Raw genomic sequence first — 12344 nt, forward strand, 5'->3', positions numbered from 1 at the left:
AGGCTAATAAGCCTAATTGGACCAATAACCTTCCCCTCTAATAATGGCAACCAATGTTGGTTGCCATTATCTTTTTATGTAATATATTGACGTACAAAGGCTTTTATTTTGTACTTTTGCACTCAGTATGAGAACATTCCAACATAAGGTAACAATAAATGATATAGGAGCGATACTAGTGTTTGGTCTTGGTGCATTCTTCTGTTTGTGGCATCGAACTAGTAGTGTGATGATAGTCTTAGGAGTCTTACTTATCGTTGTAACTATTAGAGCCATCGACCGTGCTATACATACTAGTTATGTTCTTACTGATGATGATCAATTACGCATTAAGACAGGACGTATCGGACAAACAAAGTCTATTTCTATCAGTGATATCCGGTCACTTGGGAAGCATCCCTTTGCTTTTCACATTGGACATTATATATTAATTGAATTGGTAAATGGCAATACCATTAGCGTACAACCTGATAATATCGACTCGTTTCAGGCTGTACTTACCAAGCGAATGATAATGAGAAAGGACGAAGAATGAAGTTAAGATATTTATCGGCATTGGTTCTTTGCATTGTATTGAGCCTACAGGTTCATGCGCAAGTATATCTTGATAGTACAGAGGTAGCCAATATCCTGCATCCCAAGGCAGTGATTGCTCAACCCAAGACGGACGATATTGGGGAAGATGAAGACGAAGACACGGACAGTATTATACCGATGTTCTCCACTGATGATCGGCTCTCTTGGAAGGAGAATATCACGAATCGTTTGGATGGAATCATGCGTAGTCCGCTCCTTGAAACGGTGCAGGCTTCGGTCATGGTATGGGACTTAACTGATGATGTTCCCGTCTATCAGTTCCGTGAGAAACTCCATCTTCGCCCCGCCTCTACGATGAAGTGCGTCACAGCTATTGCTGCTTTGGATAAGTTAGGAGCTGATTATGATTTCAAGACACGTGTTTACTATACAGGAACAATCAATGACTCAACACAGGTTTTACACGGTGATCTCTATTGCTTGGGAGGCATGGATCCGATGTTGTCATCTGGTGATCTGTCGGCGATAGCAGACTCTATTCGACAGTTGGGGATCACTCGCATTGAGGGGAATGTCTATGCTGATCTGTCGTTCAAAGACAAAGACAGACTTGGAGAAGGGTGGTGCTGGGATGATAAGAATCCTGTTCTTACACCCTTATTGGTCAATCGAAAGGATGATTTTATGGACACTCTTCTTCGCAAACTACGCAATGTTGGCATATCCGTCGATGGTTTCACCGATGAACGACAAGTTCCCTCTAATGCGTCATTGATCGTTACCTATACTCATTCTATACGTGAGGTCTTACACAGAATGTTAAAGGTCAGCGATAATCTCTATGCAGAGTCTATGTTCTACCAGTTGGCTGCGAGCGGTGGAGTTCGTTGGTGTTCTGCTAAGCAAGGGAGGAACTATGAGAATGTACTCTTCAGTCGTCTCGGATTGAATCCACGTGATTATAATGTGGCAGATGGCTCTGGCTTGTCTCTTTATAATTATGTAAGTGCAGAGTTAGAGATCCAACTCTTGCGTCATGCCTATCGCAATCAAGAGGTTTATAATGCGCTCTATGAAGCCTTACCAATCGCTGGTGTTGATGGCACACTGCGTAAACGTATGCGGGGAACAAGTGCTCAAAATAACGTGAGAGCCAAGACTGGTACAGTGCGAGGAGTTAGTTCCTTGGCTGGTTATCTCACTGCTTCAAACGGGCATTTGATATGTTTCTCTATTATTAATAATGGTGGTATGACCCATTCACCAATGCGTCGTTTCCAAAATAAGATATGTGTGGCATTGTGCCAATAACCCTTCATTTAAATGCAAATAACTATGTTGCCGAAACTTCCTCATCACTTATTAAATGATGCATTAGAGCAGATTCGCATCTTTGTAGAGGATGTTATCCTATCGTTGGGAGTGCATGGTCATGCCGTCCCAGTACTGCGTCATGTGTTGTTAACAGTGGTAGCTCTGTTGCTAGCATTGGTATCGGAGCTTATTTGTAGGTATGTCTTTGTACCTTTAATACTGAAGATTGTAAAGCGGACAGAGGCCAAATGGGATGATGTAATATTTGATTATAAGGTCTTGAAAGTGGCCTGTCGCATTGTTCCAGCCCTCGTTATCTGGAAGTTAATGCCCCTTGTTTTCTATCAAATACCTGTTGTTCAAGAGGCTTTGGCACGTCTGACAGCGGTCTATCTCACCATTGCTACCACACAGCTTGTCGTTGGTATCATTGACAGATTGCGTTATCTAAATACGAAACCAAGCAGTTCTAAGAGCCAATACCTTAAGTCCTTCTGTGGAGTCTTAAAGATATTGACCATCTTTATAGCTGCTATTGTGGTTGTGGGAATACTCATCAATCGCAGTCCAATGAACCTTCTTGCTGGTTTGGGAGCCACTTCTGCTATCTTGATGTTAGTATTTAAGGACACAATTGATGGTCTTGTCGCTGGAGTTAGGCTCACCAGCAATGAGATGATACACATTGGAGACTGGATAACAATGCCTGATGGCAGTCTTGATGGTACTGTCCAAGACATCACTCTGACCACTGTTAAAGTGAAACAAAGCGATAATTCCATAGCAACGGTATCTCCTTTAACATTGGTAAATGGCACTTTCCTCAACTGGAAAGATATGTTAGAGGGGGGAGGACGCCGTGTGAAGAAGGTCGTCTACTTTGATGTTCGCAGTATAAGAATTGCTGATGATGATCTCAAGAAGAACCTTCTTGCAAAGGGATATGTCAAGGAGGAGGATCTGAAGGGGGATGTAATTAACATCGGACTCTTCCGTCATTACATGGAGCATTACCTATCCAAACGAGAAGATGTAAACCCTAAGATGACTTTACTCCTGCGTCAATTAGATGCGACACAGGCGGGAGTTCCTATCGAGTTTTACTTCTTCTTATCTAATAAGGATTGGGTTCCTTATGAGCATTCAACGTCAGATATTCTCGAACACGTTTATGCCTATGCGCATGAGTTTGGCTTGATTATATATGAACAAAACCCTCAGCAGTAACCGTCAGGGGGCTTTGTTCTATTTTACTTTCTTATACTTTCCCATCGTTAACTCATCTAAATTGATGGTCAAAGTGTCGTCCTCTGCATCCTCATCATTGGTGTGGAGAATGACAAGTTGTGTATGAGCATTGGCTGGCGGTTCGGCAAATTCCCAACTAACATACACTCCTTTAGCATGCCCATCACCATAGAGTGTTAGTTCGTTAGCCCCTTCTTTTCCCTTTCCTTGCTTATTAGTTTCAGTCTTCCACGTACCTATGATATTTGCCAACGTGTGTGTGAAGCGTGCATCAACATTGTTGATACTTTCAATAATGTAGTGCCCCTCCTTGTCTTTCGATAGTTTCGCACGCACAACGTTACCAGCGAAATTAAGTCCATCACCCATCATCTTGTCTGCTCCTGACGCATGAATCGTATCATCGCGCATAGGATATGAATAGAGCGTAATGCTGTCTTGGCTCGTAGCATCACCTATATAATACATGTCTGTATTGTTACTTTGGTTATAGCCGGGCACTAAGTATTTCACGATAGCAGGCTTTATGCTATCCGAGTCAACGTCTTTTCCTTTTCCTGTCAGCCCATTGCAGCTCGTGAGGGCACAACCTAACAGCACTGACAAGGAACTTGATAATAGTCTTATAGTCATTGTTATCTAATTCTCTTTTACCTATTTTCGCCCGCAAAAGTAAGTATTTTGCAGCAGAAAAGCAAATAGATAGAAAGGAAAAAGGGTGTCCTTTTTGCATCAAGATGCCGCTCTATTTAAATGAAGCCGAAGCCCCAAAGTAGAGACAGACGCCCTCGTCTGTCCGCCAAGACACAACCAAGAAAAGCCTTCCTAAGCTCCTCCCAAAGAGAAGATGTAGCCTAACGGAGTGTTACAACTGGCTTGAAAGGCGGACAGACGAGGGCGTCTTTCCCTACTCTGTGGCAACTGAATTGATTAAGGATGTGCCTTTCTCCAATTGAAGATAGTGTTTCCTTGATATGAAAAAGAAGGTCTCAATAACTCACTTCTACGGCTGTTGGGAACACACGATAGGGGTCGTAATATTCCACACAACTATTTATCATGTCCTTTAGATTAGCCTTTACAACACCTTGAAAAGCCTTCTTTCCGTTGATGATCACTGTTACCTCTTTGTTAAGATTTACCAGTTTATCATTGAGATAGACACGTAGTTTCCCTCCTTGAGCCGTTGAGTAAGAACGATTAAACTTCATTTCTATGCCCCATTGTGGCTCTTTCTCGGTTGTTGTATAGCGTACATCTTGTATGCTAAGGGTAATCACGTTCCCTTGAATAGACATATCATAATAGGTGCGAAGGGCTGATGGACGCTTCAAAACCTGTAAGTTGTAAAAGCCTGAACGATGCCTACCATCCATCTCAAAGTCCTCCCATAGCACCGTCTTAGGGTATGGATTCCTAACGAATTGGCGCAACCATGGTGTGGTGAGTCTATAGTCTATGTGGTGTTGCATACCGGGTAGGAGCTGTACACGATGGCGGAAGATAGGCTGTTGGTCAGCGGAGAGTGGACGAGAGAGTTGCGCTGAATCGAAGGCAACCTGCGTGTAATAGGTTAAGATGTTACGATAGAATCCAGTGTCATCAGCACCTGTTAAGAATGAAAAACCTATATTGGCACAATTCTCAACTGGCGCATTCTTCAATGGTTCTCCACCAGCCATTGGACCTGCAGCAGCCCAATAGTCGGCATAAAATGAGGCTAGTCGCTGACTTCCGTAACCGCCTTCTGATATGCCAAAGACATATATTTGGTTAGCATTGACAGCCCCTTCTGCGAGCGACTGGCGGATGAGTTTCTCCCAAGCAAACTGCTTGGCAAGTTGCCACCAACGATAGTATTCGCCCTCATTGGGTATCTGTGGGATGAAATAAGACGATGGCGAATCATTGAACGACTTGGCAAGTAAGATACCATTCTGCCATTCCTGTGCCTTTGGTCCAGAGCCATGTAGATAAAGAAAGAGCGGTAGCGGCTTATCACTTGTGCCCTTCGTTCCATAGTAATAAGGCATTTTTGCGTTAGACTCTAATCCTTGTGGCAAGTCCCATGACGCCTGATTAGCATTTTGTAAAGGCTCTGCAGGAATGAGTTTCTGCTCCTTCAGTACCCGATTAGCTGCTTGCCAAGCCTTCCAAACCATCTCTTGATAGTGAGGAATATCCTTGTTTTTGATGCTTTGTTGTAGGTGGGTTACACAGGTAGGGGCATTGGTGAAAGCATTTCGGTCAGCCACTTCCGTGGTCAGTTGGGTGTTTAATGTTTGCAAGAAATAACTCTCCACGTCCTTTTCTAAGTTCGTTGATTGTGCCTGCGCACCGACAGATAAGGTGAGAGCTAAGGTGATTGTGGATGCGAAACGATTGAATGGTATCATAGTTAATAACGTTGTTTGTTCAGATTAATAAGTATTGTTTTGATGGCAACAAATATACACATTAAATCTTAGATAGCGTGTTTCTCCGTGTAGTTTTTTGTTTTGTTCATTGTAACGAGGCAGTGCTTAGTTAGCAACGAACAGGAGACTGTAAAGAAGGAGAGGCTTTCTTCAATATGAAGAGGGCGTTTCCTTGATGCGAAGAAGGCGTCTCTTCACATCAAGGAAAGCCTCTCTTTGTTTCCAGCCACAATCTACCTCGTGTCTAAGCAATGCCACAAAGTAGGGACAGATGCCCTCGGATGGAAACCCCTCCCAGCCTCCCCCAAGGGGAGGAGTGCCTCACGGAAGCCAGTTTGGATGGTTCTTTTTAGCCAAATTGGTATCACAAAGTAGGGACAGACGCCCTCGTCTGTCCGCTTGTAAATCTCTAAATAACATCCTGTTAGGCAACATCTCCTCCTTTAGAGGGGCTTGGGGAGGCTTTTATTGGCAGTGTTTTGGCGGACAGACGAGGGCGTCTGTCCCTACTTTGTGGCACTATATCCAACCGAAATAATAACTCTTTTACCTCTTTAGTCATTTACTTTTTACCTTTCCCAAGGCTTTTACCAAATAGAAGGTGTTAAAGATTTATATTTAAAGGGGGAATGCTTGCAATATGAAAGAATAATCTTACCTTTGCAATCAATTCTTATATCTATGACAATAATAGGTTTATACCTATGGGATAGATATTCGATTAATCCTTAACAAACATCTAATAATCAACCTAAAGTTTATGACTAAGAACCGAGTTCGAAGCCTATTTGTTATTATTTGTGCGCTGTTTATATGCTTATCAGCCCATGCACAGAAGTATCGTTATCAAGTGAATGGATTAGTGCAAGACGCTATTACGGGGAAAGGACTACCCGTGAAGTTATACTTGATGACGGCGGATAGCATTGTGATAGATTCTGTTTCGACCGAAGCAGAGCAAGATCCAGAGAGTGGCAAAACTATTTATACGGGCGAATATTACTTTCCTGGCGTTACAGAAAAGGGTCATTACATTGTTCACGCAGTGTCAGAAGGGTATCAAGATGCCTACATGAATTGCGAACTGAAGAGTAAACGCGAGTTCTATATACCAGTGAGAGCCATCTATATGTATAAGGTGCACAAGCTAAAAGAGGTCACTGTGAAGGCGACAAAGCTGAAGATGGTTATCAAGAAAGATACTATCGTCTATAATGCCGATGCGTTTAATCTGCCTGAAGGGAGCATGCTGGAGACCTTAGTGGCACGCTTGCCGGGGGCGAAACTGACGAAGGATGGACAGATATATGTCAATGGTAAGTATGTAGAGAGCCTATTGGTCAATGGCAATAACTTCTTCTCTGGTAACCCAATGATGGCTTTGGAGAACCTGCCAGCCTATACGGTAAGCAAGATAAAGGTGTTCAATAAGGCTGGACAGAAGTCACAGATGATGGGAAAAGACATGGGCGACAAGGTATATACAATGGATGTACGACTGAAGAAGGAGTATGCTACGGGCTACATGGGCAACTTTGAGGCTGGAGCAGGCACTCAACACCGTTATAAGACACGTGCTTTTCTCCTGAAGTTCTCCGATAAGGAGCGTATCGGGACATACTTTAATATGAACAACCTAAACGATAATCAGCGGGCAAGACTTGATGGGGAATGGTCGCCGCAGGATGTTTCTGATGGACTAACGACGACGAAGACGGCAGGACTCTCTTATATGCGACCCTTGGGCTCACCGATCTCTTGGTTCCAAAGTGATGTTACATGGGAGCATACGAACGATAATTTAGTAACGAAGACGAACACCCAAACTTTCTTACCCGATGGTGACTCCTATCGTAAGGCGGTGTCGAATATGCGGAATAGTAGTACGTCGTGGCAAGCAATCAATATGTTAGTTTTAGTAAAGGATGCCTATTATGTGACATCGAATCTGGCTGCATCTTATAAGAAGAAGACGGGTTGGGGATTGGATAACCAGCGTGACTCGGTACATAATTCACTGTTGAGTCGACTGATGGAAAGCCAGAGTAATGATATAAAGCACTATAGTTTCGCATTCGATAATAGTATGGGATGGAAGGTATTAATGAGTGACATGCTCGGAGTAACAAGCCAGGTGTATTACACACGAGACCTGAATCGCTCATTATCATCGTCCGACTTGCAATACCCAACGGCTGCCTTGCCTGCAGATAAGCGTGTGCGCTATCTCAATACACCAAATCAGAACCTCAAGCTAACGGCTGGATTGTATTATGCATGGAACTATCGTGACCGCAGCGTGACCCCAGAATACAAGTACATCTATAACTTTAACAAGGCAAATAACCTCCTTTACCGACTTGATAGGATAGGTGCTGGACCTTATTCGCTCGATAATCTCCCACCATCAACAGCCTTGATGATGGCGGGCGCATTGGATGGTAACAACACTTATGAGTATCGCGAGCGTCGGCATGAGCACCTCTTCAATCTGTCTTATTCGTCATTAAAGAGCCTACTCTTCGGTGCCGAGTTCCGTGTGGGAGTACCCGTTCGCCTCTTGCATGCCAGTCTGAACTATGAACGAATGGGCATGCAGCACATCAGTCGACAGCGGACATTCTTCGAGCCTATGCTCTCTTTGGAGAAACAAGGTCAATGGTCAGTGCGCATGGGGATGAGCTCGGACTTCCCCGAGATGACGCTTCTTACCACTTACCGAGACGACAGCAATCCGCTATATGTGCGTGAGGGCAATAGTAAGTTGCGTGATATTCATAAGTACTATGTGACGGGGAATGTGACATTCCACGGTCAGCACCAACAGAGTATCAGCCTAAGTGCGAGCTATAATCAGACGGATAACGCAGTAGCATACGGTCTGCAATATGATAAAACGACCTCCGTATCGCACATCCTACCCGTTAGTGTGAATGGTAACTGGCATATTAATGGTAGTTTCAACTTCACGCGTGCATTGGATAAGAGCAATCGGTTGACGATTGATAACAACCTCGCAGCAGAATATAGGCACTCGGTGGATATGGCACAGACGCTGGGTAGCACGGGGAACGAGCGTAGTATAGTGGGGAATGTGATACTCGATAACACATTGAAGTTGAATTATCGAGCTAATGACAATGCAGAGTTTGCCTTGCACGGAAGCGTGAAGTATTACTCTATTACCAGTAAGCGCACAGGCTTCGAGGCAATTCATGCAGGCGACTATAATGTGGGACTGAATACGACCTTGGCACTTCCTTGCCACTTCCAATTAGTCACTGACATGACAGTCTTTATGCGTCGAGGCTATCAGCAAGCAGAGATGAACACGTCAGACTGGCTCTGGAACGCACAACTCACACGTTCCTTCTTCAACAATCATTTGTTGGCTAAGTTGCAGGCGTTCGATATTCTTCATCAGTTGAACAATACTAGTTACACTATAAATGAGCAAGGGCGCGTGGAGACTTGGCACAATAGTATTCCCCGATATGTGATGTTCTCGCTCGCATGGAAGTTCAACGTCAATCCGAAGAAGAAGTGATCATACTCTCGCTTACTATCTAATCACGTGTCCTCTTACCATCTAATCACATGCTATCTACCATCTAATCGCGTACTATCTATTATCTAACAAAGAAAAGTCAGGCTATGTTTTTAGCCTGACCTTATTGTTTGTTGGGAACGTTACAGATGCCTATTCGGGCTGCATGATACCATTCACGCCTATACTTAGAACGCCCTTCACGCCTTTGAAGTAGGCTATGGCTTTGTCAATATCCCATCCTTCGCGCACCTTAATTGCTACCCCGTTAGATTCCTTGTATTTGTAGAGTATCGTACAGGCGTTCGTCTTGATCGCCTTCATCAGTGGTTTGCTGCCCTTCTTCTTATCGAAAAAAATAACCAACGTGTAGCTTGCCAGTGCAGGAGCAGAGCTTACTTGCGATGTCGAATCAGCCTCTCCCTCACCATTCATAATCCGTTCCTTGATTGGGCATTGCGCCATTGCTGTGGTTGATTGAACCAACAGGAAGCCCATTAACAATAGGCTTGCTTGCATATATCTCTTCATATTCTTTCCTTTTAAGTACGTGCTGCAAAGATAGAGATAATTTCGCATATCACCATAAAGGCGTATGTTTTATTTCACTCCTATCAGTTATCTTTATTCTTCTCTAAGTGCTGCTTCCATGCGTTCTACCCAATCCTTGAATCGAGGACACTTCTCCAACAGTACAGACATACCCGCTGTAGTGATAATATTAATTCCATCAACAACTTTGTTGTAACCATAAATTAGTTTCTTCAATCGTACGGAAGGAGCTGTATCAGGAAGGTTATTAATGTCCTCAGGGTTGGGATATTGTCGGATGACATCTATTAGTCCGTCATAATTCATTTCGTTCCTTTCAAACAAGTCGGTGATACCATTGATGGACGCAAACACTAAAGCTTCAAACTCATGAAGTTGAATATAAGGAATAAAGTTATCGAACCTTTGGTTCTGGCTATTTTCTAAATCTTCTTTCATTCTCGCTTCAAGTAAATCAGCTTGTTCCTTGTGGGTTTGTACCTCTGTCGATTCGCTGAAGCCGGGGGTGTCTGATGGTAGGCGATAGAAGTCAATCATCATTGACACTACCACATCACTCTCGTAAATGATATTTAGAACATCTTTTTTGATGTAAGAGTATTTGGATATTCCACCGTGGGAGTGTTTTGTCTTAAAGCATTGTATGACATTATATAGTCCTTGAGAATAGAAAAAGGGACGAAGTATGTTATTGACGAAACTCTCTTCTGTCTCACCTTCTACAATTATTACCAGTCGTTTCATAGTAATGTTGGTTGTCCGTTAATAACGCTTTTAGTCCATAAGTCACCTAAAGAATAATCATCTAACCAGCCTTGTAAGGCGTTGCTATCTAATCTGCTGAAAGAAGATTGCTTGTCTTTGTGGTCTGCGGTGATAATCTCGTCTGCATCAAAGTTGTTGATAAGGTTTACCGACTGTGTGGATATGATAACCTGACAATCCCTAGCAGCTACTGACTTTATCATCCCTGCCAGCTTGACAATAGCTGTCGGGTGCAGTCCTAGTTCTGGTTCGTCAATGATGATAACTTTTGGGAGGGTTGGTTGTAGCAATAGAGTGGCAAGGGCTATGAAGCGTATGCTACCATCTGATAAATCTTTGGCATCAAAATACTTTTCGCTATATTCCATATCGCTCCATTGCAAGTTGATTTGACCTTCATCAAGTCGTGATGGTGCTAAAGAGAAGTTACCAAAGTATGGCATGACAGAGCGGACAGTTAGTTCTATTCGTTTCAGTGTCTTGGGATATTTCTCTTGTAGCATATAGAGGAATGCAGGGAGGTTACTACCGTCCGTCTTGAGATAGCGGTTGTCATTGACATTTGCGCTACTTCTTAATGGCGCATCTTTGCTTGTGTCATGGAAGTGGAATATCTTGTAACTTTGAAGATACTCTCTCAGCCATTTATCTCTATAGGTCGTTGAGTCTTTGATTTGACTTTCATCTATGTTAAAAACATGGTTAGGTCTTGATTGATAATAACTACTCTCATCTGCAATGAACAGACTTCCGTTGTCTCGTGCTTGGAGTGTTACTCCATAAGCGTTATCACCAAACTCCAGATACCCTTTCAGCTCCTTAGTGTGCTTCTGTCCATAATAGAATAGTCTTTCAGCACTATTCTGCATCGTGTAATTATGCAATCGCTGCTCGTAAATGATGTTTATTAGTTTGAAGAAAGATATAAAGTTTGTTTTACCCACGCCATTTGAACCAATCAGAATATTGATTGGCTTTAATTCTAAATCTATGTGACGAATAGACTTATATCCATCTATGACAACTCTGTTTAGCATTGTGAGAATCTCATTATAAAGTAAAGGATTATTCCATTGCAAATATACGATAAATTTATTGTCTTCACAACTATTTCTATTTAATAGAACTATAAGTAACTCTTATACCGACACTTTTGACAAAAGAGTTGGGAAGAAATACTTCTGCTGTGAGCGTAAAGACACGCTGGTAGTCCTAATGATACTGGAATATCATCCTAATGATACTGGAATATCATCCTAATGATACTGGAATATCATCCTAATGATACTGGAATATCATCCTAATGATACTGGAATATCACCCTGATGATACTGGAGTATCACCCTGATGATACTGGAATATCACCCTGATGATACTGGAGTATCATACTGATGATACTGGTGCATCCTATAAGTGCGAAAGAATTATTATGCAGATGTGTACAGCTTTATTAGTCGAGGATACTGTTCCTCATAGCGGTCGAACTCAATAGCAGCTCCATTATATCCCATATCATTGAAGACATCTCTTATAGTCTGTTGCTCGCTCTCTGTAATCACCCTCTTTCCTTGTTTCATGCGGTAATACACCATTCGTCCGAAGGTGTAGATGAGCTCATTTCTGATACTATCCATATCGGCAACCCGCACATTATCATATATGCGAGAGATGCCCCATGCGAAACGCTCTTTGCGGTCGGCTTCATAGATAGGGCAGGGCTGCTTGCCCGTTATCACCTGTGGATTAGCTAAGGTGTAATGCTCATTTGTGTTCGTGCGGAGCATGGTGTAGGCTGTGTGGCGCAGACAACTGTTAGCTTTCGGGCAGTTCGTACCAGCGCAGTGAATATAGTTGTAATCTAATTGATTGTATTCCTCTTGGGTCATAGTGTGTGTTTAGTTATATAATAAAGGTAAGGAGGATGTGTCGAAAATGTAATGACACATCCTCCCGTTAGATGTTTC

General features: G+C 42.8%; 10 protein-coding genes. 4 read left to right on the forward strand and 6 right to left on the reverse strand.

The features are described 5' to 3' along the window. The first annotated feature begins 127 nt into the window (after positions 1-127). From D464_RS0105740 to D464_RS0105750, 3 genes are read left to right on the forward strand one after another with little or no spacing between them, the layout of a single operon-like run. Positions 128-535, forward strand: a complete 408-nt coding sequence (locus D464_RS0105740; RefSeq protein WP_018910551.1) for a PH domain-containing protein — start codon at positions 128-130, stop codon at positions 533-535. Then, complete coding sequence (dacB, locus tag D464_RS0105745; RefSeq protein WP_018910552.1) at positions 532-1848, forward strand: D-alanyl-D-alanine carboxypeptidase/D-alanyl-D-alanine endopeptidase; 1317 nt, start codon at positions 532-534, stop codon at positions 1846-1848. The genes D464_RS0105740 and dacB overlap by 4 nt, the downstream gene beginning before the upstream one ends. Before the next feature lie 24 nt (positions 1849-1872). Next, a complete protein-coding gene (locus tag D464_RS0105750; RefSeq protein WP_018910553.1) occupies positions 1873-3078 on the forward strand; it encodes a mechanosensitive ion channel family protein in 1206 nt (401 codons plus the stop codon). 18 nt (positions 3079-3096) lie between these two features. Here the strand turns inward: D464_RS0105750 and D464_RS0105755 are convergent, their stop codons facing one another. Then, the gene (locus D464_RS0105755) at positions 3097-3732 is read right to left on the reverse strand and encodes a hypothetical protein (RefSeq protein WP_018910554.1); all 636 of its coding nucleotides are present in this window, start codon (positions 3730-3732) and stop codon (positions 3097-3099) included. A 356-nt stretch (positions 3733-4088) separates the two neighbouring features. Then, positions 4089-5495, reverse strand: coding sequence for a hypothetical protein (locus D464_RS0105760; protein WP_018910555.1), 1407 nt, complete (start codon positions 5493-5495; stop codon positions 4089-4091). 781 nt (positions 5496-6276) lie between these two features. On the opposite strand from D464_RS0105760, the gene D464_RS0105765 reads away from it, so the two are divergent. Beyond that, positions 6277-9063, forward strand: coding sequence for a porin family protein (locus tag D464_RS0105765; RefSeq protein WP_018910556.1), 2787 nt, complete (start codon positions 6277-6279; stop codon positions 9061-9063). A 153-nt stretch (positions 9064-9216) separates the two neighbouring features. Here D464_RS0105765 and D464_RS0105770 read toward each other — a convergent pair whose 3' ends face one another. The 4 genes from D464_RS0105770 to D464_RS0105785 all read right to left on the reverse strand — a co-directional run bounded on the left by D464_RS0105770 (position 9217) and on the right by D464_RS0105785 (position 12266). Continuing rightward, positions 9217-9594 (reverse strand): hypothetical protein, encoded by a 378-nt coding sequence (locus tag D464_RS0105770; protein WP_018910557.1) that lies wholly within the window; start codon positions 9592-9594, stop codon positions 9217-9219. Between the two features lie 93 nt (positions 9595-9687). Then, the gene (locus D464_RS0105775) at positions 9688-10359 is read right to left on the reverse strand and encodes a DUF4276 family protein (protein WP_004382386.1); all 672 of its coding nucleotides are present in this window, start codon (positions 10357-10359) and stop codon (positions 9688-9690) included. Beyond that, positions 10356-11459 (reverse strand): AAA family ATPase, encoded by a 1104-nt coding sequence (locus tag D464_RS0105780; RefSeq protein ID WP_244264089.1) that lies wholly within the window; start codon positions 11457-11459, stop codon positions 10356-10358. The genes D464_RS0105775 and D464_RS0105780 overlap by 4 nt, the downstream gene beginning before the upstream one ends. Positions 11460-11807: 348 nt before the next feature. Continuing rightward, positions 11808-12266: a DUF6078 family protein gene (locus D464_RS0105785; RefSeq protein WP_018910559.1), complete on the reverse strand. Its 459-nt coding sequence runs from the start codon at positions 12264-12266 to the stop codon at positions 11808-11810. Positions 12267-12344: the final 78 nt, after the last annotated feature.

This window comes from Prevotella veroralis DSM 19559 = JCM 6290, from assembly GCF_000377625.1.
Taxonomy (GTDB): Bacteria; Bacteroidota; Bacteroidia; order Bacteroidales; family Bacteroidaceae; genus Prevotella; species Prevotella veroralis.

Excerpts from the sequence above, each read along its gene's own strand:
- D464_RS0105755 (WP_018910554.1), bottom strand. The coding sequence starts at position 3,732 with ATGACTATAAGACTATTATCAAGTTCCTTGTCAGTGCTGTTAGGTTGT.
- D464_RS0105750 (WP_018910553.1), top strand. The coding sequence starts at position 1,873 with ATGTTGCCGAAACTTCCTCATCACTTATTAAATGATGCATTAGAGCAG.
- dacB (WP_018910552.1), top strand. The coding sequence starts at position 532 with ATGAAGTTAAGATATTTATCGGCATTGGTTCTTTGCATTGTATTGAGC.
- D464_RS0105740 (WP_018910551.1), top strand. The coding sequence starts at position 128 with ATGAGAACATTCCAACATAAGGTAACAATAAATGATATAGGAGCGATA.
- D464_RS0105775 (WP_004382386.1), bottom strand. The coding sequence starts at position 10,359 with ATGAAACGACTGGTAATAATTGTAGAAGGTGAGACAGAAGAGAGTTTC.
- D464_RS0105785 (WP_018910559.1), bottom strand. The coding sequence starts at position 12,266 with ATGACCCAAGAGGAATACAATCAATTAGATTACAACTATATTCACTGC.
- D464_RS0105765 (WP_018910556.1), top strand. The coding sequence starts at position 6,277 with ATGACTAAGAACCGAGTTCGAAGCCTATTTGTTATTATTTGTGCGCTG.
- D464_RS0105760 (WP_018910555.1), bottom strand. The coding sequence starts at position 5,495 with ATGATACCATTCAATCGTTTCGCATCCACAATCACCTTAGCTCTCACC.
- D464_RS0105770 (WP_018910557.1), bottom strand. The coding sequence starts at position 9,594 with ATGAAGAGATATATGCAAGCAAGCCTATTGTTAATGGGCTTCCTGTTG.